Origin of the sequence: Nocardioides marinquilinus (genome assembly GCF_039543705.1) — a bacterium.
In the GTDB taxonomy this organism is placed as follows: domain Bacteria; phylum Actinomycetota; class Actinomycetes; order Propionibacteriales; family Nocardioidaceae; genus Nocardioides; species Nocardioides marinquilinus.
Map to the genome: position 1 here is coordinate 78440 of NZ_BAABKG010000007.1, position 26850 is coordinate 105289.

The window sequence follows — 26850 nt, forward strand, 5'->3', positions numbered from 1 at the left end:
GGTGGGGTCGGCCGGAGACGGCCTGGCTCCCTCCCCCTCTGTCACCACGGCGAGCCGGGCTCCACAGGTGCCTGCACCACGCGGTCCTGGGTGCCTGAGAGGTTCCGGGGAGGATTTGCCCCTTCGGCGCTGCGCCCGGACCCGCTGGACCCGGACGAAGTCTCTCCCGCGCGGGATCGACAGCCCTCCCAAGGTAGCGGATCGAGCCACACCCGCCCCAAAACCACGCTGACCCGTCAGACATGTCTGACGGGTCAGCGAAATGACGCTGACCCGTCGCCTATGAGCGACGGGTCAGCGGGGAGAACGATCAGCCGGCGGTACGGGCCTGGCGGCGGGCGGCGAGCTCGTCGCCGGCGACGGGCTCGGTGGCCGCGGTGGCGGGGACGTCGGCGCGCTCGCTGGGCAGCTCGGCGAGGGTGCCCTCGATCTCGCGCCAGACGCCGCCGATGGCGATGCCGAAGACGCCCTGGCCGCCCTGGAGCAGGTCGATGACCTCGTCGTTGGAGGTGCACTCGTAGACCGAGGCGCCGTCGCTCATCAGCGTGACGGTGGTGAGGTCGTCGGTGCCGCGCTCGCGCAGGTGCGAGACGGCCACGCGGATCTGCTGCAGCGAGATGCCGGCGTCCAGCAGTCGCTTGATGACCTTGAGGATCAGGATGTCGCGGAACGAGTACAGCCGCTGCGAGCCCGAGCCCTTGGCGCCGCGCACCTCGGGCTCGATCAGGCCGGTGCGGGCCCAGTAGTCGAGCTGACGGTAGGTGATGCCGGCGGCGTTGCAGGCCGTGGGCCCGCGGTAGCCGCGGTCGCTGGGCAGCGGCGAGACGTCGTCGGTGAACAGCAGGCCCTGCTCGCCGGCCGCCTCCACCGCGGCAGCCTGCTCGGCGGGCGCGTCCCCAGCCCGGGGTTGCTCGTTCACATGCGTCTCCGCTCGATAGTTACAACGACGAGACTCGACGGTACGGCGGGCACGGCACCCGGTCAAAGACCCCAGGGGCGTGTCGCACCCTCACGTCGAGGGTGAGGGTTGTGCGGTGCCGAGGCTCAGCGGTCGGCCTCGAAGTCCTCGGGGGTGACGTGGTCGAGGAACTCGCGGAACTTCTCGACCTCGTCCTCCTGCTCGGCCGGGACGGCGAGCCCGGCCTCGTCGAGGACGTCGTCGGCGCACACGATGCGCGTGCCGGTGCGCAGGGCGAGGGCGATCGAGTCGGAGGGCCGGGCGCTCACCTCGACACCGGAGCCGAAGACCAGCATCGCGTAGAAGACCCCGCCCTTGACCTCGGTGATGCGCACCTCGTCGAGGGTCGAGCCGGTGGCCTCGAGCACGTCCTTGAGCAGGTCGTGGGTCAGCGGCCGCGGCGGGACGACGCCCTGCTGCGCGAACGCGATCGCCGTCGCCTCGACCGCGCCGATCCAGATCGGCAGGTAGCGCTCGCCGGTCACCTCGCGGAGCAGCACGATCGGCTGGTTCGAGGGCATCTCGACCCGGACTCCCATGACATCGACCTCGCGCACGCCTTCACAGTACGCCGCACGGCCGAGCCGTGTGTCACCCCCGGCGCAGACCCGCGCGCGCCAGGCCGGCCTTGACGAGCGTGGCGTGCAGCCGCACCGACAGCGCCGCCACGGTCTCGACCGTCTCGTCGGCGCGGGCGCGGGCTCCGGCGTCCCGGCCGCGGTGCAGCGGGGCCACGACCTGCTCGACGAGGCCGACCTCACGGTCGGAGGCGGCGCGGAAGGCGCGCAGGTGGCGAGGCTCGAGACCGAACTGCCCCAGCTCGCGCGCGGTCTGCGCGATGACCAGCGCGTCGGTGTCGTAGTGGCCGGTGCCCGGCTTGGCGGTGACGAGGCCGTAGTCCTCGAGCTGGGCGAGCAGCGCCTCGTCGATCTCGGCGATCTTGAGCAGCTCGCGGCGCGAGAGGCGCACCGCGTCGCGCCGGGCGAAGGACGCCGGGCTCGGCAGGCCGTCGTCGCCGAGCGCGACCGTCGGCACGGTGGGCACCACGGGCTCGATCGGCGGCGGCTCGAGCCCGCGGTCGATGGCGTCGAGGTGCTCGCGGATGACCTTGTGCGGCAGGTAGTGGTCGCGCTGCATCGTGAGCACGTAGCGCAGCCGGTCGACGTCGGCGGTGCAGAACTTGCGGTAGCCCGACGGCGTCCGCTCGGGCTTGATGTGCCCCTGGTCCTCGAGGAAGCGGATCTTCGGGATCGTGATGGTCGGGAAGTCGGGGCGCAGCAGGTCGAGCACCTGCCCGATGTTCATCCGGGCGGTGTCGTCGGGGTGGCTCGAGCCGCCGGAGGGGTCGGGCTGCGGCTGGGAGCCGGGCACGGCGGGCACAGCGGGCGGGGCTCGCTCAGGCGCTCTCGTGGCCGGCGAAGAAGACCAGCCGGTACTTGCCGACCTGGACCTCGTCGCTGTCCTTGAGCGTCACCTGCTCGATGCGGTCGCGGTTGACGTAGGTGCCGTTGAGGCTGCCAGCGTCGGCCACGGTGTAGCCGTCGCCCTCTCGGCGGAAGACCGCGTGCCGGCGCGAGACCGTGACGTCGTCGAGGAAGATCTCGCTGTCGGGGTGGCGGCCGGCGTTGACGACGTCGGAGTCGAGCAGGAACCGGCTGCCCGCGCCGGGGCCTTTCTGGACGACGAGCAGCGCGCTGCCGACGGGCAACGCGTCGACGGCGGCCGCGTCGACCGGGTTCAGCGCCCGGTCGGAGGTGTCGGCGCCGGGGCCGACACCGATCTGGATCGTGGCGGTCGACTCCCCCGACGGGTCACCCTCGGCGGGCGCGTCGCCGGTGCGCGGCGGCCCGGCGGTCACCAGGCGGGTGCCGCACTGCGCGCAGAAGCGTGCGTCGTCGGGGTTCTGCCTGCCACACGCGGTGCAGAACGGCATCGTGCTCCTCCCAGGACCGGCGCCAACCCTCAACGCACGGCTGAGGCTGACGGTTCGAGAAACCTACCAGCCGGGCACACGGCCCGGGGGCGGGTCGACAGCATCCGACGACGTCCCGACGGCACCGCGCGCGGCGGCCGCGGGACGGCTCAGCCGTCGAGGCTGGCGGTGTAGGCGCCGGCGTCCATCAGGGCGTCGACGTCGCCCGCGGTGGCGGGCACGACCTCGAAGAGCCAGCCGCCGCCGTAGGGGTCGTTGTTGACGAGCTCTGGGGTGGCGTCGAGAGCCTCGTTGCGGGCCACGACCTCGCCGGTGACCGGCGCGTAGACGTCGCTGACCGACTTGGTCGACTCGAGCTCACCGCAGGTGCTGCCGGCCTCGACGGTCTCGCCCACCTCGGGCAGCGAGACGTAGACGATGTCGCCGAGCGCGTCCTGGGCGTAGTCGGTGATGCCGATGCGCACCGACCCCTCGTGCTCACCGGGGGTGCGCACCCACTCGTGCTCGGCGGTGTACTTCAGGTCCTCGGGGTACACGGTGCTCCTGGGGGCTGCTCGTGGGACGCGGGGCGCGCGGCACGAGGGGCCTGCAGCACCCTCGCTCGCGTCACAGCACCTTAGTGGCCCCCACGGACGTCGGCAGCCGGGGGCACCCGCCCCGTTCACGGGTGCGGCGGCGGGTGCGGAGGTCGCGGCTAGCGCGGCCCGGCCACCTCGGGGTCGAGCGGCTCGCGCACGGTGTCGACGTCGAGGGAGGTGAACTCCTCGACCTGCACCGTGGCGCCGTCGCGCTCGAGGCTGTCGCGCGGGCCGAGCGCGAACGACATGGCGCCCGCGAGCGTCGCCGGGATGCCGATGGCGTCGACCACGTAGGGCGACTCGATCAGCTGGCCGTCGACCTCGAGGCCGCCGGTCGTCTCCTCGAACGACGTCTGGGCGACCACGCGCACCAGGCCGTTGACCTGGATAGCCTCGGCCCCGACCGAGCGCAGCTCCTGGATGGTGTCGAGCATCGAGGAGACCTGCACCCGGCCGGTCTCCTCGGTGATGGTCACCCGGATGCCGGGGCCGGTGACCGGCACCGCGCCCGCCAGCACGTTGAGGGTCGCGATCTCGTCCTGCGCCTGCTCCAGCGCGGCCTGCCGGCTGGTCGACTCCTCGAGCAGGTCGTCGCGCACCTGGGTGAGGCGGTCGATCTCGGCCTGGGTGCGCTGGGTGGTGGCGGCGAGGCCGGAGATGACGTCGATGAGGTCCTGCTGGCGGTAGCCGGCGTAGGTGGTGTCGTCGTCGTTGGCGCGGATCTGCGTGACGGCGGCGAAGCCGAGCAGCGCGAGCAGCACGGCGGCGACGAGCTGGTTGCGCGAGGGCGTCGACAGCGCCCGGCCGAGCCGCGCACGGCCGGTGGGCTGGGACGACGGCGTCTCGGGCGCCGCGGCGGGCTCAGGCATGGAACAGGTGCCGACGGATCGCGGCGACGTTGGAGAAGATGCGGATGCCGAGCACGACAATGACGCCGGTGGAGAGCTGTCCACCGACGCCGAGGCGGTCGCCGAGGTAGACGATGGCCGCCGCGATCACCACGTTGCTGAGGAACGAGACCACGAAGACCTTGTCGTCGAAGATGCCGTCGAGGTAGGCCCGCAGGCCGCCGAAGACGGCGTCGAGGGCGGCGACGACGGCGATGGGCAGGTAGGGCTCGAGGCCCAGCGGCACGTCGGGGCTCAGCACCAGGCCGAGCACCACGCCGATGAGCAGGCCGAGGGCGGCGATCACCGGCCGTCACCTCCCCGCTCGGCTCGTGGGTCGTCGCTGGAGGTGACCGCGGTCCGCAGCACGGCCAGGCCCGGCGGCGCCGCGGGCAGCTCGAGCGCGTCGACGTTGTCGAGGTCGTAGGAGAAGCCGTAGGTGGTGGCGTTGTCGGCGAACAGCAGGCCGGAGGTGGTCTCGAACAGCCGCGCCGCGAGCACGCGGGTGTCGCCGACGGCCTCGACGGTGTAGGGCGCGGCGATGCCGACGCCGTTGACCTTGATGGCCAGGCCGCTGGTGCGGATGGCGCTGCGGGCGGTGAGCCGTCGTCCGTTGACCGCGACGGCCTCGGCGCCGGCCTCCCACAGCCCGTTGACGAGCAGTGCGAGGTCCTCGTCCTTGACCTGCTGGTTCTCGTCGGCGTTCTCGGGCTCGGTGACGGTGACGCGCAGCCCCTCGCCCTCCACGGCGACGAACCCGGTGCCGGTGGCGAGGGTCTCGCGGACGCCGTCGGCCTCGAGGGTCTGCCCGGTCAGGTCGGTGACGCTGCGCTCGAGGGCGGTGTTGCGGTCGTTGAGCCGTGCGACGCGGTCGGTCTGGCGCGCCAGCACGCCGCGGCGGTTCTCGATCTGGGCGATGAGGGTCTCGCGGCTGGCCGAGGCTGCGTCGGCGTTGCGCGAGGTCTGCACGAACGCCGTGGCGGCGAGCAGGCCGAAGACGCCGATGACGACGGCCGCGGTGCGCCGGGGCCGGTCGCGCGGCGGCAGCGGGGCGCCGGCGGCGCGCCGGGCGGCGGCGGTGCGGTAGTCCTCGTCGAGCGACTGCTGGGTGATGAGGGTGAGCAGCGGCAGCCGCACCTGCTCGGGGACGTCGGCGGGCGGACGTCGTCCCGGCCCCGTCGGCCCGGTGGGCCTGGTAGGCCCGGTGGGCCCGGTGGGCCCGGTGGGCTCAGCCATCGCGGGCCGGCCGTCGCTCGGTCGTGGCGAGCAGCTTGCGCACCTGCCAGGCGTAGAGCACCCCGGCCCACCAGTAGAGGCCGATGCCCCAGATGGCGAAGGCCCAGCCGAACACGTCGGCGAGCGAGGCCACCGTGCCCTCGCCGTCGCCGAGCAGCAGCAGCGGGAAGGCGTAGAGCAGGTTGGCGGTGGCGGCCTTGCCGAGGAAGTGCACCGGCAGCGCGCTGTAGCCGCGGGTGCGCAGCAGGGGCACCAGGCCCCACATCAGCAGGTCGCGCAGCGGCAGCGAGATCGCCACCCACCACGGGATGACGTCGCGCAGAGCGAGGCCGACGACCACCGCCAGGATGTAGAGGCGGTCGGCGACCGGGTCGAGGATCTGGCCGACCACCGACTGCTGGTCCAGCCGGCGCGCGAGCCAGCCGTCGAGGAAGTCGGTGACGCCGGAGGCGACGAGCACGAGCAGGGCCCAGGCGTCGGCCTCGGGCACCAGCACCAGCCAGAGGAACAGCGGGACGCCGAGCAGCCGCAGCGCGCTGAGCGCGTTGGGGAGCGTGAAGACCAGGGGGCGCACCTCGCCCTCGCCGTCTCGCGCCGCCCGGGCCGCGGCACTCACCTGCTCTCCCGCCACGGGAGAGAGGATAGGCGGCGCGGTCGGCGCCGCCGGGGTCGCGTCGCCGCGCCGCCGCACGCGAGTCGGCCGTCGCCGTCCCGGCGGGCCGCGCCGCTCATCGCACGCTCACGGGTGGCTGCCGCTGACGGCGTCGCGGATCTCGCCGACGAGCTCCTCGATGGCGTCCTCGAGGGTGGCGACGCCGACGACGGCACCGGCGTCGTCGACGACGCGCGCCATGTGGGCACCGCGGCGCTGCAGCACCTCGAGCGCCTCGTGGAGCGGGGCGTCGCGGCGCACGGTGGCGAGCGGTCGCACGCGCTTGGCGTCGATGGCGCCGAGGCGTCGGCGCTCGTCGGACTCCAGCACGTCCTTGATGTGCACGTAGCCGGCCAGCTCGCCGTCGCCGTCGGTGACGGGGAAGCGGCTGTAGCCGGTCTCGGCGCACAGCGCCTCGACGTCGGCCGGGCTGGTGCCGCGACCCACCGTGGTCATCTCGGCCAGCGGCAGCACCACGAGCGCGACGGTCTTCTCGGTGAACCCGAGCGCGCCGGCGAGGCGGTCGTACTCCTCGGCCGCGATCATCCCCTCGCCCCGCGACTCCTCGACCAGGGCGGCGACCTCCTCGCGGGTGTAGGTGGAGGCGACCTCGTCGCGCGGCTCGACGCGCAGCAGCCGCAGCGTGCGGTTGGCGATGGCGTTGAGGGCGACGATCAGCGGACGCAGCAGGGTGACGACGGCCAGCATCGGCGGCCCGAGCACCAGCGCGGCCCGCTCGGGCCCGGCGATGGCGATGTTCTTGGGCACCATCTCGCCGAGGACGACGTGCAGGAAGACCACGACGAGCAGGGCGAGCACGAACGCGACGGGGTGCAGCAGCCCCTCGGGGACGCCGACCCGCTCGAACAGCGGCTCGATGAGGTGGGCCAGCGCGGGCTCGCCGACCGCGCCGAGGCCGACGGAGCAGATCGTGATGCCGAGCTGCGCGCCGGCCATCATCAGCGAGACGTTCTCCATCGCGCGGAGGGTGGTGCGCGCCATCCGCGAGCCGGCCTGGGCGGTGGGCTCGATCTGGCTGCGCCGCGCCGAGACGAGCGCGAACTCCGCGCCGACGAAGAAGGCGTTGAGGCCGAGCAGCGCGACGGCCAGGGCGAGGCCGGCGTAGTCGCTCACGAGGCCGTCCCGAGGTTCGGGGCGAGCCGGTCGAGCGGCGCGAGCGCCCCGCCGTGGCCGTCGGGGCCCACGTGGTCGTCGAGGTGCGCGGCGTCACGGATCTCGCCGACCAGCTCCTCGATGACGTCCTCGAGCGTGGCGACGCCGATCGTCGCGCCGGCGTCGTCGACCACGCGGGCCATGTGAGCGCCGGTGCGCTGCAGCGCCTCCAGCGCCTCGTGCAGCCGGGTGCCGGCCCGCACGGTGGCGAGCGGGCGCACCCACCGGTCGTCGACCGGTCGGAGCCGGCGGCGCGGGTCGGGCTCGAGCACGTCCTTGATGTGGAGGTAGCCGACCAGCCCGCCCTCGCCGTCGGAGACGGGGAAGCGGCTGAAGCCGGTCTGCGCGCAGGCCGCCTCGACGTCGGCGGGGGTGCTCCCACGATCGACGAGGGTCAGCTCGGCCGGGTCGAGGCGCACCTCCTCGACGGTGCGCTCGGTGAAGCCGAGGGCGTGGGCCAGCCGGTCGTACTCGGCGTCCTCGAGCAGGCCCTCGCCGCGCGACTGCTCGACCAGCGCCTCGACCTCCTCGCGGGTGTAGGTGCTGCTCACCTCCTCGCGCAGCCGGACGCCGACCAGCCGCAGCGCGCCCGCCGCGGCGAGATTGATGACGACGACCACGGGGCGCAGCACGGTGACGAAGGCCCAGATGGCCGGCGCCAGCACCAGCGCCGCGCGCTCGGGGGCGGCGAGGGCGAGGTTCTTGGGCACCATCTCGCCCATCACCACGTGCAGGAAGACCACGAGCAGGAGCGCCACCGCGAACGCGATCGGGTAGGCGAGGCCCTCCGGCAGCGACAGCGCGACCAGGGCCGGGTCGATGAGGTGGGCCACGGCGGGCTCGCCGATGGCGCCGAGCAGCAGGGAGCACAGCGTGATGCCCAGCTGGTTGACCGCGATGACCAGGCTGATGTTCTCCATCGCCTTGAGGGCCACGGCGGCCAGGCGCGACCCGTCGACGGCGAGCGGCTCGATCTGGCTGCGGCGCGCGGAGATCATCGCGAACTCCGAGCCCACGAAGAACGCGTTGCCCAGGAGCAGCAGCACCGCCAGACCGATCGCGGCCGGCGCGCTCACGCGTCGGTCCCGGCCGGCTCGACGTCGGGCAGCGTGAGCGAGAGCCGGTCGACGCGCAGGCCGTCCATGTGCTCGACGGTGAGGACGGCGAGCCGCTCGCGCGGCGTGTCGGGCTCGCTGCGGTCGGGCACCGGCACCTCGGCGAGGTCACCGGTGACGGGGATGCGGCCGAGCACCTGGAGCACGAGGCCGGCGATGGTGTCGTAGTCCTCGCTCTCGGGCAGCTCGACTCCGGTGATGTCCTCGACCTCGTCGGGACGCAGCAGCCCCGAGAGCGACCACGAGCCGTCGCGCCGCTGGCGGGCGCGGGCGCCGAGCCGGTCGTGCTCGTCGGAGATGTCGCCGACGATCTCCTCGATGACGTCCTCGAGCGTCACGATGCCGGCCTGGCCGCCGTACTCGTCGAGGACGACGGCCAGCTGGAAGCCGTCGGCGCGCAGCAGCGCGAGCAGCGGGTCGAGCCGCAGCGTGTCGGGGACCACGATCGGCTTGGCCATCAGGTGCTTGACCTTGGTCGTCGGCCGCTCGTGCAGCGGCAGCGCGACGGCGTGCTTGACGTGCACGGTGCCGACGACGGCGTCGTCCTCGAGCACCGGGAAGCGGGAGTGGCCGGTCTGGCGGGTGAGCTCGAGCACGGCCTCGGCGCGGTCGTTGACGTCGAGGCTGTGGGTGCGCACGCGAGGCGTCATGATCTCGCCGGCCGTGCGGGTGCCGAACTCGACCGAGCGCTCCATCAGCTCGGCGGTGTCGGCGTCGAGGGTGCCCTCGTCGGCCGAGCGCTGGATCAGCGAGGCCAGCTCGGTCGAGCTGCGCGCCGAGCGCAGCTCCTCCTGCGGCTCGACGCCGAGCCGGCGCACGATGGCGTTGGCCGAGCCGTTGAGCACCCGGATCGGGCCGGCCATCGCGGCGGTGAACCACCGCATCGGCCGCTGGGTGGCTCGCGCAGTGGCCATGGGCAGCGCGATGGCCAGGTTCTTCGGCACCAGCTCGCCGAACAGCATCGTGAGCACGGTGCTGACCACGAACGCGATGCCGAGCGCGATCGCCGGGACGGCGCCCGCGGGCAGCCCGACGCCCTCCAGCGGCCCGCGCAGCAGCGCCGAGAGCGCGGGCTCGGCCAGGAAGCCGATGCCGAGGTTGGTGACCGTGATGCCCACCTGCGCGCCCGAGAGCTGCGTCGAGAGCGAGCGCAGGGCGGTGCGGACGCCGGCGGCGCTGCCGTCACCGGCCTCGACGGCTCGCTCGACCTGGCCGCGGTCGACGGTGACGAAGGCGAACTCGGCCGCCACGAAGACGCCGCACGCCGCGATCAGCACCAGCGCTAGCGCCAGCAGCAGCCACTCGGTCAGCACCGCTCGTCCCCCGCTCCGCGTCGGCCTGCGTGCCCGGCGCCGGCTGGGCCGGCTGCGTCGTCGGTGCGCGGTGGGGGGTTCGTACTTTGAGAGCCGTCCATCGGGCGGTGCGGGTTCCTTGACGTCTCGGCGACGGTGACCCGCCGATCGTAGCGCCCCGCGGCGGCCTGGGGGCCCTCCGCGGGGCCCCCGCCGGCCCTCACCCCGGCCCTCACCCCGGCCTCACCCCGGCCTCACCCGGCCGTGCGGTGAAGTCCGACCGTCGCGGTGCCGATGCTCCCCGCGGATCGACCCCCACGACCCGCCAGCCCCCGGAGTGCGCATGTCCCCCCACCCCGCCCCGGCCGACGTCCCCGCCGAGGCCACCCCCGAGCGTGCCTCACGCCGCGCCCTCGTGACCGCCGCCGTCGGTGGAGCCGGAGCCGCCGCCGTCCTGCCCGCCGTCGCGCCCGACAGGGCCGAGGCCGCCTCGTACCGACCCCGGCGGCACCGGGGCACCCCGCTGCTGGGTGCCGCCGACCGGCACCTGGTCACCCGCTTCTCCTACGGCCTGACGCCGGGGCTGACCCGCGCGGTGCGCGGCGCGGGCGGCGGCCGCCGCTGGTTCGAGCGGCAGCTGCAGGCCGGGCAGACCGACGCCGCCACCCGGGCGCTCGCCTCGTGGTGGCCGAGCCTGCACTACTCGCCGCAGAAGCTCTGGCAGCGCAACATCGACGAGGTCGAGGGCGGCTGGGAGGTGATGGCGGACTACCAGCGCTGGCTGCTCCTGCGGCGCATCACGACCACGCGCCCGGTGCACGAGCTGATGACCGAGTTCTGGATGAACCACCTCAACGTGCCCGTGCACGCCGACGCCGTCTTCGGCTACCGCTTCGACTACGACCGCGTCGTGCGCGCCCGCGCGCTCGGCCGCTTCTCCGAGCTGCTCAAGGCCGCCATCACCCACCCCGCCATGGGCATGTACCTGAGCAACGCCGTCTCGACCAAGCACCACCCCAACGAGAACCTCGGCCGCGAGCTGCTCGAGCTGCACACCGTGGGTCGCGGCAACCACTACGACGAGGACGACGTCAAGAGCTCGGCCCGCATCCTCACCGGCTACCGCGTCGACATGTGGCGCACCTGGGAGGCGAGGTACCGCCCCGAGGACCACTGGACCGGCCCGGTGAAGGTGATGGGGTTCGAGCACCGCAACGCCGACCCCGACGGACGCCGGGTGGCCGAGGCCTACCTCGACTACCTGGCCCACCACCCGCGCACCGCCCAGCGCATCGCCCGCAAGCTGGCCGTCAAGTTCGTGCGCGACGACCCGCCGCAGGCGCTCGTCGACACCCTGGCCCGCACCTACCTGCGCCACGACACCGCGATCGTGCCCGTGCTGCGCGCGCTCGTCGCGAGCCGTGCCTTCAAGGCCTCGGCCGGCGACAAGGTGCGCGACCCCGTGGAGGACCTCGTCGCCACCTACCGCGCCCTCGGCGTGCGCGTCACCCGGCCCACCCGGCCAGTCGAGAACCCCGCCGCCGTCGCGATCCTGTGGCAGTCGGACTCCATCGGCGCGGTGCCCCACGACTGGCCGCGGCCCGACGGCGCGCCGATCGACAACGACTCGTGGTCGTCGCCGGCCCGGCTGCTCGCCTCGATGGACGTGCACTTCACGATGTCGGGCCGGTGGTGGCCGAACAAGGGCATCGCCTACCGCGAGCCCGTCGACTGGCTGCCCGCCCCGGCGGTGCGCTTCGACGTGCTCGTCGACCACCTGTGCCAGCAGCTGCTCGGACGCCGTTCCACCTCGGCCCTGCTCAAGGCCTGCTGCCAGGCCGCGCGTGTCGGGCCCGCGACCCGCATCGACCGCGAGCACGGGGTCGTGAAGTGGGAGTTCCCGCGCGTGCTCAGCACCATCCTCGACTCCCCCGCCCACCTGACCCGCTGACCGACCCGCTGACCGACCCGCTGACCGACCCGCTGACGGTGACCCCATGACCACGACCCCCCTCCCGGCCCGCACCGCCGAGGCCGCCCCCTGCTGCGACGAGTTCGCCCGGCTCTCGCGCCGCGGCCTGCTCACCGGCGGCGCCGCCCTCGGCGCCACCGCCGTCGTCGGCTCGGCCGTCATCACCGCGGCGACGGCCTCCGCCGCCTCGGCCGCGGCCGGCAAGGCCGACTCGGTGCTCGTCGTCCTCTCGCTGCGGGGTGCCGCCGACGGGCTCTCGCTCGTCGTGCCCTACAGCGACCCCGCCTACTACCGCGCGCGGCCCCGCATCGCGATCCCGAAGAGCACGCTGCTGGCCACCGACGGCACCTTCGGGCTGCACCCCGAGCTGCGGCCGCTGCTGCCGCTGTGGACCTCGGGTGAGCTGGCCGCCGTTCACGCCACCGGCCTGCCCGCGCCGAACCGCTCACACTTCGCGGCCATGGAGGCCATCGAGGACGCCGACCCCGGCTCCGAGCGGCGTCAGGGCTGGCTCAACCGGCTGGTCGGGCAGATCCCGGGCAGCTCGCCGCTGCAGGGCTTCAACCTCGGCGGCGGCGTCGTGCCGACCTCGCTGTTCGGGCCAAACCCGGTGATGGCGGCCGGCGACGTCGACGGCGTCCGCTTCGCCGGCGACGACGAGTGGGACGAGGGCGGCCGGCTGCGCTCGCTGCACACCCTCTGGGACGGCCAGCGCGGGGCGCTCGGCACGGCCATGCGGTCGGCGTTCGACTCGGTCTCCGACTTCGAGCCGGTCAAGGCCACCGCCGACAACCGCACCGCGCGCAGCTACCCGAACAGCGAGCTGGGCCGCGCCCTGTCGCAGGTCGCCCGGATCGTCCGCGGCGACGTCGGGGTCGGCGTCGTCACCGTCGACCAGGGCGCGTGGGACATGCACACCGACGTCGGCACCCTCGAGTGGGGCGCGATGCGCCGCAACGCCGCCGACCTCGCCGCCAGCATCGCGGCCTTCTTCACCGACCTCGGCTCGCAGCGCTCCAAGGTCACCCTCGTCGCGTTCAGCGAGTTCGGTCGCCGGGTCGCCGAGAACGACAGCTGGGGCCTCGACCACGGCTACGGCAACGTGATGCTGCTGGCCGGCGCGGGCGTCAAGGGCGGCCGGTACTACGGCACCATGCGGCCGCTCGAGGACGGCCTCGACTCCGACGTCGCGGTGACCACCGACTACCGCAGCGTGCTCTCCGAGGTCGTCACCACCCGGCTCGGAGCGTCGCGGGCCTCGGTCTTCCCGGGCTTCCAGCCCGAGGACGTCGGGGTCATGTCGTCGCTCTGAGGCCGGCGCGCGAGTCCACCCGGAGGGGTGGTCGGGGCGCGTTTGTGGGGGGTCACCCGAAGGAATGATCCAGGTCACAGCCCGGCACCGAGCCGGGGTCTCGGGAGGACGCCGAGGAGGCCACGATGACCACGAACCGCCTGTCCCCGCAGCCGGCCGCCCAGGTCGCCCAGGTCGCCCGGGTCGCGTCCGCGGTGCAGGCCGGCGCCCTCGCCGACGTCGCCCTCCAGCGCGTCGCCGACGCCTCGGTGTGGCTGATCTTCCGCATCAGCGGCGTCCGCTCCTGATCCACGGACCCGGGCTCGTGCGGGCCGGTGGCACGATGCCCCGGTGAGCGCGTACTGGATCTGCAGCTACCTCGAGATCGTCGACGAGGCCAAGGTGGCGGCCTACGCCGAGCTGGCCCGGCCCGCCATCGTCGACGCCGGCGGCACCTTCCTGGCCCGCGGCCAGGCGCACGCGGCGTTCGAGGCCGGCCGTGAGCAGCGCACCGTGGTCATCGAGTTCGCCTCGGTGGACGCCGCGCTCGCCGCCCATAGCTCCCCCGCCTACCAGGAGGCGCTCGTCGCGCTCGGCGACGGCGCCGTGCGCGACCTGCGCATCGTCGCCGGCGTCGAGCCGGAGACCCCCGTCGACCGGCCCTGACCCGATGAGCCGGCGGGCGCTCGTCGTCCTCGTCGGGGTCGTCGTCCTCACGGCGTGCGGACCCGGGCAGCCGGACGCCGCGCCGCCGCCGTCCGCGTCACCCTCCCCGTCCCCGTCGTCCGAGCGGTCGCCGAGCGCGACGCCGACGCCGTCCCCGACCGCCGCGTCGCCGAGGCCGGAGCCCTCGCCTGAGCGCGCGCCCAAGCCGCTGCTCGGCGTCGACGTCTCGCACCACCAGGGCGAGATCGACTGGTCACGCGTGGCGGGCGACGGCATCGCCTTCGCCTACCTCAAGGCCACCGAGGGCAGCAGCTTCACCGACCCCCGCTTCGCGACCAACCACGCGGCGGCCGACGCGGCCGGGCTGCGCGTGGGCGGCTACCACTACTACACGCTGTGCTCGCCGCCCGAGGGTCAGGCCGACCACTTCACCGCCACCCTCGACGCGGTGCCGCCGGCCCGGCGTCCACTGCCCCCGGTGGTCGACCTCGAGCTGATCGGCAACTGCGACCCGCCGCCCGACCTCGACACCCTGCTCGCCGACGTGCGCGTCTTCGTCGATCGCGTCGAGTCCGCCACCGGACGCCGGGTGGTCGTCTACACCCACCCCGACCTCGACGAGCGCTACGGTCCGACCCCGTTCGCCGACCGGCTCGAGCGTCGGCGCTGGGTGCGTCGTCCGGGCGAGCGGCCGCCGTCCGGGTCGTGGTGGGTGTGGCAGCGCGCGGACGACGCCCGCGTGGCCGGGGTGGCCGGGCCGGTCGACCTCGACGTGATGCGTCCGCCCCGCAGGTCTTCCTGAGCCCCGGGCGTCCCACCGGACGAGCTGTTGCGCTGGACAACCGTCTCGACAACGACGAAGGTGGAACGCGTTCGTCCACCACCCATCCACCGCAGCCGTTCTCGGGCTTCAGGACTCCGGAGGATCCGTTGAGCACGTCCTCGCTCTCCCGTCGTCACTTCCTGCTCGCCACCGGCGCCACCGCCGGCGCCGCGACCGCAGCCCTCGCCGGACCCGCCGGGTCCGCGACCGCCACCCCGCCGACCGTCCGGGTCGACGACCACGACATGTTCTGGCGCGCGGGCAAGGAGCACGGCGTCCCGCCGGCCCTGCTCGCGGCCGTCTCCTACGCCCAGACCCGCTGGCAGGACCACGGCGGCCGGCCGAGCGCCTCGGTCGGCTACGGCCCGATGCACCTCGTCGACGGCGCCCTCGCCGCCGAGGCCCGCGCCGCGCGGGTGGGCAAGGACGCCGCGCCCGCCACCCTCGACACCCTCGGCGACGCCGCCGCCGCCTCCGGGCTGTCGCCCGAGGCCATCCGCACCGACCCCGAGGCCAACATCCGGGCCGCGGCCGCGCTGCTGGCCCGGCACCAGCGTCGCGCCGGCCGGCCGGTCGGCGTCCGCACCGCGCCCGGTGCCTGGTTCGCCACCGTCGCCGCCACCAGCGGCCTGACCACCTCGGCCGCCCAGCTCGACCTCGCCGACGTCGTCGTCGCCACTCTGCGTGACGGCGGCCGCGTGCAGCTGGCCGACGGCGCCCGGCTGGTGCTGCCCTCGCGCAACGTCAGCGTCGCCCGCCGCCAGCGCGACCCGCTCGTCGCCCGCACCCGCCGCGCCCAGCGCGAGCAGGCCCGCCGCGGCGCGAAGGTCGAGGCGCCGCGCGGGCTCGACGTCGAGTGGCACGAGGCGCCCTACGAGCAGTACGGCGAGGGCGCCGGCGACTACGGCAACCACGACCTCGCCTTCCGGCCGCGGGCGCCGAAGATCACCCACATCGTCGTCCACGACACCGAGTGCAGCTACGAGACCGCGCTCGACCTCGTCAGCGACCCGACCTACGTGTCGTGGCAGTACACCCTGCGCTCCTCCGACGGCCTCATCGCCCAGCACGCGCTCGCGCGCGACGTGTGCTGGCACGCCGGCAACTGGTACGTGAACATGCACTCGATCGGCATGGAGCACGAGGGGTACGCCGCCGAGGGGGCGCCCTGGTACTCCGAGCCGATGTACCGCACGTCGTCGAAGCTGCTGAGCTGGCTCTCGCGCCAGCACGACATCCCGCTCGACCGCGCCCACGTCATCGGCCACGACCAGGTGCCCGGCACCACGACGCCGACCATCCCCGGCATGCACTGGGACCCCGGCCCGTTCTGGGACTGGGAGCACTACTTCGAGCTCATGGGCGCCCCGCTGCGCCGCGGCACGTCGAACCGCAAGCCGCGCGTCGGCGACGTCGTCCGGATCCTGCCCGGGTTCGTCGGCAACGTGCAGCCGGTCACCGGCTGCGAGACCGGCGGCGACGCGTGCGGCGGCCCCCGCGACACCAACTTCGTCACGCTGCGGGTCGCGCCGTCGTCCTCGGCCGCCCTGGTCAACGACATCGGCCTGCACCAGAACGGGCAGCCGGCCACCACCGAGGTCGCCGACATCAGCGCCCGGGCCACCGCCGGCACCGAGTTCGTGGTCGCCGACGTGCAGGGCGACTGGACCGCCATCTGGTTCCTCGGCGTCATCGCCTGGTTCGTCAACCCGCGGCGCCGTCCGACCGCGCGGGTCGTCGAGCGGCCGGTCGGCCGCGTGCGGGCCAAGCCCGGCGTGGCCAAGGTCAAGGTCTACGGGCGCTGCTACCCCGAGCAGGAGGCCTACGACGTGGCGGCCGACTACCAGGCCGTCTCGCCGCTGGTCTACGAGCTGCCGGCCGGCCAGATGTACGCCGTCGGCGAGCTGAACCCGGTCACCGACTACTACAAGGCCAAGACCTACTCGCTCGACACCCCGAACGACCACGTCGACATCGTCGGCCAGGACAAGTACGTGCAGATCAGCCTGGGCCACCGCATCGGCTTCGTGCGGCGCGCGGAGGTCGACGTCCTGCGCTGATCCCACGGTGACCCGTCGCTCATGAGCGACGGGTCACCGTCGGTTCCCTAGCCTGGGGGCGTGGACGACGGGGGTGGGTGGCGCGCGCGGGCGCGCCCGGTGCTGCTCGGCGCCCGCAGGCTCGCGGTGTGCGTGGTGCTCGCCGGGGTCGTCGGGCTGCCGCTCGCGTTCTCGTGGGCGGTCACCCACACCACCGTCGAGACGCAGGTCGGCACCTCGCCGACCACGCTGACGCTCTCGACCCAGGGCGCCAGCCAGGTGCGGCTCGGCATCGCCGGCACCGTCTACGTGCCCACCGCCGCCGGGCCCTTCGGCGCGGTCGGGATGATCGCCACCGTCGACGGCCCGGGCGACCCCGGCGCGGGCGACGGCGACCTGGCCAACTACGTACGGCCCGAGATGCTCGAGCTGTACGCTGGCCTCTTCCACGACCCGCAGGCCGCGATCGACGAGTACGTCGGGCTGGTCGAGGCCGAGCTGCGCTACCAGCTGCTCGTGGCGATCGCGGTGGTCGCGGGGCTCGGCGGGCTCGGGCTCTACGCGCTGGTCGAGGTGCTGCCGGTGCGGTGGTCGCGCGAGGGACGCCGCGACGTCGCGCGCCTCGGGCTGGCCGTCGTCCTCGTGCTGTCGATGACGACCGGCCTGGCGTGGGTGCAGCTGCGCGGCTCGGCGGGCGGGCGCGGGCCGACGTCCGGTGGCTACGCGCTCTCGGCGCTCGACGGCACCCTCGCCGCGGGCGCCACCACCGACAGCCCGGTGCTGCGGCTGCTCCTCGGCGGCGCCATCGACAAGGCCGGGGTGCTGGTCAAGCGGCAGGAGGCCCGCGACCGCGAGTACCGCGACCTCGCCGAGGCCGGGCTGACGGCCCAGGCCGACGCGATGACCGGCCCGCGCGAGGGCGAGCTGGCGGTGATGATGCAGTCCGACATGCACTGCAACACCACGATGATCCGGCTGCAGCGGCAGGTCGTCTCGATGCTCGACCGCGCCTACGGCGGGGAGGACGACGAGGACGCCGTCCCGTCGCTGCTGGCCGTCAGCGGCGACCTCACGACCAACGGCACCGCCGCGGAGGGCACGTGCATCCGCGACGAGGCCGACATCGCCGGCCGGGCCCCGGTGGTGGCCATCGGAGGCAACCACGAGACCGACGTGAGCCTCGACCAGATGGCCGACGCCGGCATGACGGTGCTCGACGGCGAGGTCGACGAGGTCGGCGGCGTGCGGGTGCTCGGCGACACCGACCCCTCCCGCACCGAGCTGTTCGGCGGCTCGACGCTGCGCGGTGACGAGTCGCAGGACGGGCAGGGCGAGCGGCTGCGGCAGGAGGCCGAGGACGCCGGCGACGACCAGCCCGACCTGGTGATGGTGCACGAGGCCTACGCCGCACAGGCCTTCCTCGACGTCGAGTCGGTCGACGACCTGCTCACCGACCCGCCGCCCGCGCCCGCGGAGGCCACGACCCCGGTCGCCGACGGCGACGACGGCGTGCCCGACGTGCCGGCGTCCGCGGTCTTCTACGGGCACTGGCACCGCTCGCTGCCGCCCCGCGTGGTGTGGAACTCCGACGGCACCTGGACCCTGGTGATGGAGCTCGACACCAGCGGCGGCGCCGTCGACACCCCCACCATCACCAACTTCTCGACCCCGTGGTCGCGCCCGCAGCAGGAGGCCTCGTTCCCCGTGGTCTTCCTCGACGAGGACTCCCGCCTGGTCACCGGCTACCAGCTCTACCGCTTCGACACCGACGGCACCGTCACCGTCGAGCCCCGCGTCGACGTCGGCGCCCCGCCCGAGGACACCGACGACACCGAGGACGCCGGGGACGCCGACGGCGCCGTCCCCGCCGTCACCACCGACTGAGGGCGGCCGCTGTCCGTCGCCGGTAGTCCCGGACGTTTCAGGGGTCGATCGGCGCTGCGGACCCCGTAATCGTCCGGGACTACCCGCGCGGGTCCGGGGCGATAGTCCCTGACGAAAATCAGGGTTCTCGTGCCCGGAACCTTGATCTTCGTCAGGGACTACCGGCTGAGGCGGGGCGACCAGACGGTCACGTCGGGAGCCAGGAGACGTGGCCGGCGAGGGCGGCGTAGCCCACGAAGGCGCCGACGTCGAGGAGGGTGTGGGCGACGACGAGGGGGGTGACGCGGCCCCAGCGCAGGTACAGCCAGCCGAACAGCACCCCCATGACCGCGTTGCCGATGAAGCCGCCGAAGCCCTGGTAGAGGTGGTAGCTGCCGCGGAGCACGGCGGCCAGGGCGACGGCGGTGGTGTCGGCGAGGCCGAGCTGGCGCAGCCGCACGATGACGTAGCCGAGGACGACGCACTCCTCGAGCACGGCGTTCTCGAAGGCGGAGAGCACCAGCACCGGCACGTGCCACCAGCGGGAGGTGTCGAGCTCGGAGGCGACGACGGTGAGGCTGAGCCCCATCGCGTGCGAGACCAGGTAGAAGACCAGCCCGATGCTGCCGACCACCGCGGCGATCGCGGCGCCGAGGCCGACGTCGCGGCCGACGTGCCCGCCGCCGCCGAACCACACGTCGCGCAGCCTGCTGCCCGAGCGCACCAGCAGGTAGCCCGCCAGCGCCACCGGCACCAGCGCGAAGACGATGCCCAGCAGCTGGTAGGTGAGGTCGAGGTAGGGCCGGTCGGGCGCGTAGCTGGAGTTGAGCGTGGCGGTCTGCGCGGCCAGGCCGCCGGGCTCGGTGGCCACGGCGATGATGCGGACGATCGAGTAGATGCCCGACTTGCCGAGCGAGAGCGCCAGCACGATGACCAGCTCGGCCACCAGCAGCGGCTTGCTCGGCAGCGCAGCGAGGACGTCGGCGCGGCGCGTGTCACCGGGCTCGGTCGTCACGCCCGCCAGTCTGCCAGCGGGGTGTCAGCCGGGACGCCGTCCGCCACCGACGGCCACACCGACGGCCACACCGACGGCCACACCGACGGCCACACCGACAGCCGGCCCGGCCGGGTCCCGACGACCCGGCCGGGCCGGCCCGGCGTCCACGCCGAGGGCTACCCGCCCAGCGCCGAGCGGGGCACCGCCCACACGTCGACGGTGTAGGGCGACCACCCGCACAGGACGCCCGGCTCGCCGTCGTCGACCTCGAAGCGGGGGCCGGCGTCGTCGAGGACGACGAAGCTCGACTCGGTGCAGCGGTGGTAGCCGCCGGCCACCAGCACGGACTCGTACAGGTCGACCGCCTCGACGGCCGAGGTGTCGACGCTGCGCGGCAGGTCGGCGAGCAAGGCGTCGCGGGCGGCGTCGTCCGCGATCACCTGCGCCTCGACGTCGACCTCGCCGAGCCGCTCGTGCTCGGACTGCGACCACGAGTCGACGAGCGTCGCCGGGCTCGGCGGCGGCGACGGGGGCGGCGCCGAGGAGGTGCCGAACAACGCGAACAGGCCGAGCAGTCCGAGGAGCCAGGTCATGGGGCTGGGACGGCGGCCGCGAGACGCCGGTTCCGCACTGCTTCCGCACCGGTTCTGCACCGATCGGGGGGCGGCTCCGCACCGGTTGCGCAAGACCACCGCAACGGGTGAGCCGGGCCCGCCTCAACGAATCCCGTGGATTCTCCGAATCGGCCACGCGCCCGCCCGGCCGCTGCTCTAATGACGAGCGAGGACGTCGCCGCGACCGGGCGCGCGACGACCCGACCGGGGAGAGCCAGGTAGATGACGCGTAGGACGTTCCGTCGCTCGACGATCGCGACGGTGGTGCCGCTCGCGCTGCTGTCGGCGTCGTGGACCGTCACGATCGCCCTCGACGGCGTGGCCGGGCCCGCCGCCGCGCAGTCCGACGACGCCGCGGCCACCGACCCGACCACCGCCGACGCCGCGACCTCTGCGCCCGCCGCCCCCGCCGACCTCTCCGAGCGGCTCGCCGCCGCGGCCGGCGTCACCGACGACCCGGTCAGCCTCAGCTCGAGCGAACCCGTGGCCGAGGCCACCGACGGCGACTACCAGCAGGTCACCTACGCCCCCACCACCGGCGACGTCCCGGTCGTGGCGCTCAACGCCTACCAGCGCGCCGAGACCGTCATCAACGCCGCCGACACCACCTGCCACCTCGACTGGACGCTGCTGGCGGCCATCGGCGAGATCGAGTCCGACCACGGCCGCTTCGGCGGCAGCGCCCTCGACGCGAACGGCGTGGCCACCCCGCCGATCCTCGGCCTGCCCCTCGACGGGCGTCCGGGCACCTCGGTCATCACCGACACCGACGCCGGACAGCTCGACGGCGACACCGTCCACGACCGGGCCGTCGGGCCGATGCAGTTCATCCCCGCCACCTGGCAGGTCGTGGGCGTCGACGCCGACGGCGACGGCCAGCGCGACCCGCAGGACATCGACGACGCCGCTCTCGCCGCGGCCGTCTACCTCTGCTCGGCCGACGACGACCTGGCCACCGAGGCCGGCGTGCGGTCCGCCGTCCTGCGCTACAACCACAGCAGCGCCTACGTCGACCACGTCGTCTCGCTGATGACCGGCTACCAGCAGGGCGACGTCACCACCACCGAGACGCCGTCGAGCATCGTCAACGCCGGCACCGTGCCCGACCCGACGCCGATCACCCCCGCACCGACGCCCGTGCCGGTCCCGACGCCGACCCCGACGCCCACGCCGACCCCGACGCCCACGCCGACCCCGACGCCCACCCCCACGCCCACCCCCACGCCGGGAGGCGGCGGCAGCGGCGGTGGCAGCCCCTACGGTCCGAGCGAGCCCCGCGACCCGGCCACGCCGTCGGTGCCCGCCGACCCGGGCGACCCGCTGCTGGCCGGCACGATGTCCGCCGAGGACGCCCAGCTGTACTGCGCCGAGCTCGGTCTGGTCGACGACCCGCGGCCGACCGTCTGGGACGCCTACGACGAGTGCGTCGTCACCTACACCGTCGCCCTCGACCCGGCCGACTCCACGATGCGGACGCCGGCGCCGAGCCCCACGCCGAGCACGCCCGCCCCCACCAGCAGCAGCACGCCGAGCACCACCCCCGGCGCACCGGTCGACCCGACGCCGTCGACCGCGCCGACCACCGCCGCCGGCGAGTAGCCAGCGGGCCGACGAGGGTCGGACCAGGGGCAGGGCGCGGCTCGGCCCGCCTGCGGCGGGTGGCAGGATCGGGGCCATGCCCGAGCCCACGCCGTCCGGCGAGCCCGGGGCCCAGCGGCCCGACGAGCTGACCCTCGACCACCACCGCCAGGCCCGCACCGGGCTGGCCGAGGCCGTCTACGGGCCCGGCAAGAGCCCGGAGCAATGCGCGGCCGCCGTGGCCGGGCTGCTGGCGGGCGACGGGGAGGGTCCCGTCATCCTCACGCGCGCCGACGACGACCAGGTCAAGGCCGCCCTCGCCGCCGCGCCGGGTGCGCAGACCACGCCCACCGGCCCCGGCCTGCAGACGTTGGTCTGGCGCGCCGCGCCGCCGCGTGAGGGCGCCGTCCCCGTGCTCACCGCCGGCACCGGCGACCTGCCGGTGGCCCGGGAGGCCGCGGCCGTGCTGGCGGGCTACGGGCTCGACTCCCCCGTCGTCGCCGACGTCGGCGTCGCCGGGCTGCACCGCGTCCTGGCCCACCGCGAGACGCTCGAGACCGCCGACGTCGTCGTGGTCGTGGCAGGCATGGAGGGCGCGCTCGCCAGCGTGGCCGCCGGACTCACCTCGGCGCCGGTCGTCGCCGTGCCCACCAGCACCGGCTACGGCGCCTCGTTCGAGGGCGTCACCGCGCTGCTCGCGATGCTGTCGTCGTGCTCGCCGGGCGTCAGCGTCGTCGGTATCGACAACGGGTTCGGCGCGGCCTGCGCCGCGGTGCGCATCCTCGGCGCTCGGCAGGGCGCCGCGTGAGCGACCTCGACACCCGGCTGGCCGACCTCCACGCCCGGCTGCGCGACCTCGGCACGGTGCTCGTCGCGTTCTCCGGCGGCGCCGACTCCGCCTTCCTCCTCGCCGCTGCGGTGCGCGCGCTCGGGCCCGACGCGGTCGTCGCCGCGACGGCCATCAGCCCCAGCCTGCCCGCGAGCGAGCTGGACGGCGCCCGCGGCTTCGCGCTCGACCAGGGCGTGGCCCACCACACGCCGCGCACCGACGAGCTGGCCCGGCCCGGCTACGTCGCCAACGGCGCCGACCGCTGCTTCCACTGCAAGGCCGAGCTGCTCGACGTCCTCACCCCGCTCGCGGCCGAGCTCGGGCTGGCCGCCGTGGCCACCGGCACCAACGCCGACGACGTCGTCGACCGGTTCCGGCCCGGCATCCGCGCCGCGGCGCGGGCCGGCGCCGCGACGCCGCTCGCCGACGCCGGCCTCACCAAGGACGACGTCCGCGCGGCGTCGGATGCCTGGGGGCTGGTCACCGCCGACAAGCCCGCCGCGGCCTGCCTGTCGAGTCGGGTCGCCTACGGGCTGCAGATCACCCCGCTGCGGCTGGGCCGCGTCGAGCGCGCCGAGCGCGACCTGCGGCGGGCCCTGACCGAGGCCGGCCTCACCGTCCGCGACCTGCGCGTGCGCGACCTCGGCGACCGGGCCCGGGTCGAGGTCGACGCGGCGCTGGTCGACGAGCTGGTCCGGCGTCCCGACCTTCTCGAGGCCGTCGCCGGGTTCGACGCCGTCGAGGTCGACCCGCGCGGGTTCCGGTCGGGGTCGATGAACGACGCGCTGCGTCGCTCGTCGTGACCGGCCCGATGACCACCGGCTGGCTCGACCTCTCGGGCGGCGTCAGCGGCGACATGCTGCTCGGCGCGTGCCTCGACGCGGGCGTCCCCGTCGAGGTCGTGCGGGACGCCGTCGACCGGCTCGACCTGCCCGAGCCGATCACCATCACCCCGACGCCGGTGCTGCGCTCGGGCATCGCGGCGACGCACGCGGTGGTCGAGGTGGGCGAGTCGCACCACCACCGCGGGCTCTCCGACGTGCTGGCGCTGCTGCAGCGCCTCGACGAGCCGGTCCGCTCGCGCGCCGGCGCCGTCTTCGAGCTGCTGGCCCGGGCCGAGGCGCAGGTGCACGGCGTCGACGTCGAGCAGGTGCACTTCCACGAGGTCGGCGCGCTCGACAGCATCGCCGACGTGGTCGGCGTGGTGACGGCGCTGCACCACCTCGAGACCACCCTCGGCCTGAGCCGGCTCGTGGCCGGGCCCATCGCGCTCGGCGGCGGCCGGGCGCGCACCGAGCACGGCTCGATCCCGGTGCCCGGCCCGGCGACCCTCGAGCTGCTGCGCGCGCACGGGGTGCCCGCGCACGGCGGTCCGCTCGACCTCGAGCTCGCCACGCCCACCGGCGTCGCGCTCGTGGCCGCGGCCGCCGACGAGCACGGTCCGATGCCCGCCCTCGCGCCCGAGGTCGTCGGCACCGGTGCCGGCACCCGCGACCCCGAGGGGCACGCCAACGTGCTGCGGCTGGTCGTCGGCACCGAGATCGGTGCGACCGGGACGTCGCTGTCGTCGCTGTCGGCGCTGTCGGCGCTGCCGTTAGTGGCGTCGGCGGGCGTGCAGGTCGAGGCGGCCGTCGTCCTCGAGGCGAACGTCGACGACCTCGACCCGCGGCTGTGGCCGGGGGTGCTCGCCGCGCTGATGGCCGCCGGCGCCTCCGACGCGTGGCTGACGCCGATCGTGATGAAGAAGGGACGGCCCGCCCACACCGTCTCGGTGCTCTGCCCGCCCGCGGCGGCCGACGCCCTGGCCCGCGTCGTCCTGACCCACACCTCGACCATCGGTCTGCGTCGCCGCACGCTCGACAAGCTGGTGCTCGACCGCAGCACCGAGCAGGTCGACGTCCTCGGGCAGGCGGTGCGGGTGAAGCTCGCGCACCTCGCCGGCGAGGTCGTCAACGCCAGCGTCGAGCACGACGACGTCGTCGCGGCGGCGACGGCGCTCGGCCTGCCCGAGAAGACCGTGCTCGCGCAGGCGAGCCGGGCCGTGGCCGAGCGGTGGCCGCCGGCGCGCCCGGCCGACGACGACTGACCGCCGGCCCCCTGGATCTCGCCCTGTCGGTGGCGCCGTCGTCGTGAGTACTGTGGCGGCGTCCGTCCACGGCCCTCCCGTCACGCGTCAGGGCACCCGCCCCGGCGCCGCGCCGGGGTCGAGGACACATCGCCGCGACCGAGGGAGCAACCGGTGAAGAAGCTGATCAACGACCCCGCCGACGTCGTCGCCGACGCGCTCAAGGGCATGGAGGCGGCCCACGCCGACCTGCTGCGCGTCAGCCACGAGGACCGCGTGATCTTCCGCAAGGACGCACCGCGCCAGGGCAAGGTCGGCCTCGTCTCCGGCGGCGGGTCGGGCCACGAGCCGCTGCACGGCGGGTTCGTCGGGCTCGGCATGCTCGACGCCGCCTGCGCCGGCGAGGTCTTCACCTCCCCCGTGCCCGACCAGATCATGGCCGCCACCCGCGGCGTCGACGGCGGCGCCGGCGTGCTGCACATCGTGAAGAACTACACCGGCGACGTCATGAACTTCGAGATGGCCGCCGAGATGGCCGCCGCCGAGAGCGGCACCGAGGTGCGCGCCGTGGTGATCGACGACGACGTCGCCGTGCAGGACAGCCTCTACACCGCCGGACGTCGCGGGGTTGGCCTGACCGTGCTGCTCGAGAAGATCGTCGGTGCGGCCGCCGAGGCCGGCCAGTCGCTCGACGAGGTCGAGAGCCTGGCCAAGCGGGTCAACGAGCAGGGCCGCAGCATGGGCCTCGCGCTGACCTCCTGCACCGTGCCGGCCGCGGGCAAGCCGACCTTCGACCTGCCCGACGACGAGGTCGAGATCGGCGTCGGCATCCACGGCGAGCCGGGTCGCTCGCGCGAGCCGATGGCGCCGGCGTCCGAGCTGGCTGCGCGGCTGGTCGAGCCGGTGCTCGAGGACCTCCCCGGCGACGGACCGGTCATCGCCTTCGTCAACGGCATGGGCGGCACGCCCCTGATCGAGCTCTACATCGTCTACCGCGAGGTCGCCCGCATCCTCGAGGGCGCCGGCGTGACGATCGCCCGCTCGCTGGTCGGCAACTACATCACCTCCCTCGAGATGGCCGGCTGCTCGGTGACGCTGCTGCGGGCCGACGAGGCGATGCTCGGGCTCTGGGACGCCCCCGTGCACACCCCCGGCCTGCGCTGGGGTCGATAGGCATGCCCCACGGCACCATCACCACCGACGACCTGCTCGGCTGGCTGCGCGCGCTCGCCGACGCCGTCCACGAGCAGGCGGGTCACCTGACCGAGCTCGACGCCGCCATCGGCGACGCCGACCACGGCTCGAACCTCGACCGCGGGTTCAAGGCCGCCGTCGCCGCCGTCGGGGAGATGACCGACACCCCGCCCGGCAAGGTGCTCGGCAAGGTCGGGATGACGCTCGTCGGCTCCATCGGCGGCGCCAGTGGCCCGCTCTACGGCACGTTCTTCCTGCGCTGCGGCACCTCGCTCGGCGAGACGCCCGAGGTCGACGCGGCCGGCTGGGGCGCCGCGCTGCGGGCCGGGGTCGAGGGCGTGCTCGCCCGCGGCAAGGCCGAGCGGGGCGACAAGACGATGTACGACGCCTGGGCGCCGGCCCTCGAGGCCTACGACGCCGACCTCGCGGGCGGCGGCGACCTGTCGTCGGCGCTAGCGGCGGCCGCCGCCGCGGCCGCGCAGGGACGCGACGCCACGGTCGAGCTGGTGGCCCGCAAGGGCCGGGCCAGCTACCTGGGCGAGCGCAGCGCCGGGCACGCCGACCCGGGCGCCACGAGCACTGCTCTCCTCCTGCAGTGCGCCGCCGACACCCTCGGGTGAGGCCACGCCCGTGATCGGGATCGTCGTCGTCTCCCACAGCCGCGCGCTGGCCGAGGCGACCGTCGGCCTCGCCCGTCAGATGCTCGACGAGAGCACTGCTCTGCGCATCGAGGTGGCCGCCGGGCTCGACGACGGCGGTCTCGGCACCGACGCCACCGCGGTCGCGGCGGCGCTCGGCTCGCTGGCCGACGCCGACGGCGTCCTCGTGCTCGTCGACCTGGGCAGCGCCGTGCTCAGCGCCGACATGGCGCTCGAGTTCGTCGACGACGACCTGCGCTCGAAGGTGCGCATCTCGAGCGCGCCGCTGGTGGAGGGCCTCGTCGCGGCGGCGGTCACGGCCTCGACCGGTGCCGACCTCGCGACGGTGGCCGCCGAGGCGGGCCGGGCGCTCGCGGCGAAGGCCGAGCACCTGGACGACGAGCCCGCACCCCCGGCGGTCGACGGGGCGGCCACGGGGCCGACGGGGCCGACGGAG

At 74.6% G+C, this 26850-nt stretch carries 28 protein-coding genes, 1 pseudogene and 1 riboswitch; of the genes and pseudogenes, 15 read left to right on the forward strand and 14 right to left on the reverse strand.

The genetic code is table 11. The features are described 5' to 3' along the window. Positions 1 to 71 precede the first annotated feature (71 nt). A riboswitch (glycine riboswitch) is annotated at positions 72 to 179 on the reverse strand. Between the two features lie 131 nt (positions 180 to 310). The 12 genes from ABEA04_RS21565 to ABEA04_RS21620 all read right to left on the reverse strand — a co-directional run bounded on the left by ABEA04_RS21565 (position 311) and on the right by ABEA04_RS21620 (position 9845). Beyond that, positions 311 to 919 (reverse strand): MerR family transcriptional regulator, encoded by a 609-nt coding sequence (locus ABEA04_RS21565; RefSeq protein ID WP_425577061.1) that lies wholly within the window; start codon positions 917 to 919, stop codon positions 311 to 313. A 125-nt stretch (positions 920 to 1044) separates the two neighbouring features. Next, positions 1045 to 1515 (reverse strand): bifunctional nuclease family protein, encoded by a 471-nt coding sequence (locus ABEA04_RS21570; RefSeq protein WP_345463908.1) that lies wholly within the window; start codon positions 1513 to 1515, stop codon positions 1045 to 1047. A gap of 34 nt (positions 1516 to 1549) precedes the next feature. Further along, the gene (ftsR, locus tag ABEA04_RS21575) at positions 1550 to 2329 is read right to left on the reverse strand and encodes a transcriptional regulator FtsR (RefSeq protein ID WP_345463911.1); all 780 of its coding nucleotides are present in this window, start codon (positions 2327 to 2329) and stop codon (positions 1550 to 1552) included. Positions 2330 to 2354: 25 nt separating this feature from the next. Next, positions 2355 to 2891 (reverse strand): zinc-ribbon and FHA domain-containing protein, encoded by a 537-nt coding sequence (locus tag ABEA04_RS21580; protein WP_345463914.1) that lies wholly within the window; start codon positions 2889 to 2891, stop codon positions 2355 to 2357. A gap of 149 nt (positions 2892 to 3040) precedes the next feature. Continuing rightward, complete coding sequence (gene gcvH, locus ABEA04_RS21585; RefSeq protein WP_345463917.1) at positions 3041 to 3427, reverse strand: glycine cleavage system protein GcvH; 387 nt, start codon at positions 3425 to 3427, stop codon at positions 3041 to 3043. A gap of 158 nt (positions 3428 to 3585) precedes the next feature. Continuing rightward, positions 3586 to 4338 carry a DUF881 domain-containing protein gene (locus tag ABEA04_RS21590; RefSeq protein WP_345463920.1) on the reverse strand — a complete coding sequence of 251 codons (753 nt, stop codon included), beginning with the start codon at positions 4336 to 4338 and terminating at the stop codon, positions 3586 to 3588. Further along, entirely contained in the window at positions 4331 to 4663 is a 333-nt protein-coding gene (locus tag ABEA04_RS21595) for a small basic family protein (protein WP_345463923.1), read from the reverse strand. Before ABEA04_RS21595 ends, ABEA04_RS21590 begins: the two co-directional genes overlap by 8 nt. Continuing rightward, positions 4660 to 5592: a DUF881 domain-containing protein gene (locus ABEA04_RS21600; RefSeq protein ID WP_345463926.1), complete on the reverse strand. Its 933-nt coding sequence runs from the start codon at positions 5590 to 5592 to the stop codon at positions 4660 to 4662. The genes ABEA04_RS21595 and ABEA04_RS21600 overlap by 4 nt, the downstream gene beginning before the upstream one ends. Continuing rightward, positions 5585 to 6166, reverse strand: a complete 582-nt coding sequence (gene clsA / locus ABEA04_RS21605; protein WP_345464411.1) for a cardiolipin synthase ClsA — start codon at positions 6164 to 6166, stop codon at positions 5585 to 5587. Before clsA ends, ABEA04_RS21600 begins: the two co-directional genes overlap by 8 nt. Positions 6167 to 6331: 165 nt before the next feature. Beyond that, positions 6332 to 7378 carry a hemolysin family protein gene (locus ABEA04_RS21610; protein ID WP_345463929.1) on the reverse strand — a complete coding sequence of 349 codons (1047 nt, stop codon included), beginning with the start codon at positions 7376 to 7378 and terminating at the stop codon, positions 6332 to 6334. Continuing rightward, positions 7375 to 8493, reverse strand: coding sequence for a hemolysin family protein (locus ABEA04_RS21615; protein ID WP_345463932.1), 1119 nt, complete (start codon positions 8491 to 8493; stop codon positions 7375 to 7377). Before ABEA04_RS21615 ends, ABEA04_RS21610 begins: the two co-directional genes overlap by 4 nt. Further along, complete coding sequence (locus ABEA04_RS21620) at positions 8490 to 9845, reverse strand: hemolysin family protein (protein ID WP_345463935.1); 1356 nt, start codon at positions 9843 to 9845, stop codon at positions 8490 to 8492. The genes ABEA04_RS21615 and ABEA04_RS21620 overlap by 4 nt, the downstream gene beginning before the upstream one ends. A gap of 322 nt (positions 9846 to 10167) precedes the next feature. Between ABEA04_RS21620 and ABEA04_RS21625 the strand changes: the two genes are divergently transcribed. The 8 genes from ABEA04_RS21625 (at position 10168) to ABEA04_RS21660 (ending at position 18499) form a co-directional block, all read left to right on the forward strand. Continuing rightward, on the forward strand, positions 10168 to 11775 hold the full coding sequence (locus ABEA04_RS21625; RefSeq protein WP_345463938.1) for a DUF1800 domain-containing protein: 1608 nt from the start codon (positions 10168 to 10170) through the stop codon (positions 11773 to 11775). A gap of 46 nt (positions 11776 to 11821) precedes the next feature. Next, the gene (locus ABEA04_RS21630) at positions 11822 to 13108 is read left to right on the forward strand and encodes a DUF1501 domain-containing protein (protein WP_345463942.1); all 1287 of its coding nucleotides are present in this window, start codon (positions 11822 to 11824) and stop codon (positions 13106 to 13108) included. A 125-nt stretch (positions 13109 to 13233) separates the two neighbouring features. Then, on the forward strand, positions 13234 to 13395 hold the full coding sequence (locus ABEA04_RS21635) for a hypothetical protein (protein WP_345463945.1): 162 nt from the start codon (positions 13234 to 13236) through the stop codon (positions 13393 to 13395). Between the two features lie 43 nt (positions 13396 to 13438). Then, a complete protein-coding gene (locus ABEA04_RS21640) occupies positions 13439 to 13753 on the forward strand; it encodes a DUF1330 domain-containing protein (protein WP_345463948.1) in 315 nt (104 codons plus the stop codon). A gap of 54 nt (positions 13754 to 13807) precedes the next feature. Beyond that, positions 13808 to 13945 (forward strand): hypothetical protein, encoded by a 138-nt coding sequence (locus tag ABEA04_RS21645; RefSeq protein ID WP_345464441.1) that lies wholly within the window; start codon positions 13808 to 13810, stop codon positions 13943 to 13945. Between the two features lie 16 nt (positions 13946 to 13961). Then, positions 13962 to 14555 (forward strand): glycoside hydrolase family 25 protein, encoded by a 594-nt coding sequence (locus tag ABEA04_RS21650; protein ID WP_345464414.1) that lies wholly within the window; start codon positions 13962 to 13964, stop codon positions 14553 to 14555. A 128-nt stretch (positions 14556 to 14683) separates the two neighbouring features. Continuing rightward, positions 14684 to 16636 carry an N-acetylmuramoyl-L-alanine amidase gene (locus tag ABEA04_RS21655; RefSeq protein WP_345463951.1) on the forward strand — a complete coding sequence of 651 codons (1953 nt, stop codon included), beginning with the start codon at positions 14684 to 14686 and terminating at the stop codon, positions 16634 to 16636. A 60-nt stretch (positions 16637 to 16696) separates the two neighbouring features. Further along, entirely contained in the window at positions 16697 to 18499 is a 1803-nt protein-coding gene (locus tag ABEA04_RS21660) for a metallophosphoesterase family protein (RefSeq protein ID WP_345463954.1), read from the forward strand. Positions 18500 to 18686: 187 nt separating this feature from the next. Here ABEA04_RS21660 and ABEA04_RS21665 read toward each other — a convergent pair whose 3' ends face one another. Continuing rightward, entirely contained in the window at positions 18687 to 19493 is an 807-nt protein-coding gene (locus ABEA04_RS21665; RefSeq protein WP_345463956.1) for a CPBP family intramembrane glutamic endopeptidase, read from the reverse strand. A gap of 158 nt (positions 19494 to 19651) precedes the next feature. Next, positions 19652 to 20068, reverse strand: a complete 417-nt coding sequence (locus tag ABEA04_RS21670; RefSeq protein WP_345463959.1) for a hypothetical protein — start codon at positions 20066 to 20068, stop codon at positions 19652 to 19654. Positions 20069 to 20311: 243 nt separating this feature from the next. Here ABEA04_RS21670 and ABEA04_RS21675 point away from each other — a divergent pair, with 243 nt between their 5' ends. The 7 genes and pseudogenes from ABEA04_RS21675 to dhaM all read left to right on the forward strand — a co-directional run. Continuing rightward, positions 20312 to 21688, forward strand: coding sequence for a lytic transglycosylase domain-containing protein (locus ABEA04_RS21675; RefSeq protein WP_345463962.1), 1377 nt, complete (start codon positions 20312 to 20314; stop codon positions 21686 to 21688). A gap of 76 nt (positions 21689 to 21764) precedes the next feature. Further along, a complete protein-coding gene (gene larB / locus ABEA04_RS21680) occupies positions 21765 to 22475 on the forward strand; it encodes a nickel pincer cofactor biosynthesis protein LarB (RefSeq protein WP_345463965.1) in 711 nt (236 codons plus the stop codon). Then, positions 22472 to 23299 carry an ATP-dependent sacrificial sulfur transferase LarE gene (larE, locus tag ABEA04_RS21685; protein WP_345463968.1) on the forward strand — a complete coding sequence of 276 codons (828 nt, stop codon included), beginning with the start codon at positions 22472 to 22474 and terminating at the stop codon, positions 23297 to 23299. Before larB ends, larE begins: the two co-directional genes overlap by 4 nt. Continuing rightward, positions 23296 to 24582 carry a nickel pincer cofactor biosynthesis protein LarC gene (larC, locus tag ABEA04_RS21690; protein ID WP_345463971.1) on the forward strand — a complete coding sequence of 429 codons (1287 nt, stop codon included), beginning with the start codon at positions 23296 to 23298 and terminating at the stop codon, positions 24580 to 24582. The genes larE and larC overlap by 4 nt, the downstream gene beginning before the upstream one ends. A gap of 153 nt (positions 24583 to 24735) precedes the next feature. Beyond that, a complete protein-coding gene (gene dhaK, locus ABEA04_RS21695) occupies positions 24736 to 25734 on the forward strand; it encodes a dihydroxyacetone kinase subunit DhaK (RefSeq protein WP_345463974.1) in 999 nt (332 codons plus the stop codon). Further along, entirely contained in the window at positions 25731 to 26375 is a 645-nt protein-coding gene (dhaL, locus tag ABEA04_RS21700; protein ID WP_425577065.1) for a dihydroxyacetone kinase subunit DhaL, read from the forward strand. Before dhaK ends, dhaL begins: the two co-directional genes overlap by 4 nt. 10 nt (positions 26376 to 26385) lie before the next feature. After that, positions 26386 to 26796 (forward strand): annotated as a pseudogene (dhaM, locus tag ABEA04_RS21705) (dihydroxyacetone kinase phosphoryl donor subunit DhaM); the annotation flags it as partial. Positions 26797 to 26850: the final 54 nt, after the last annotated feature.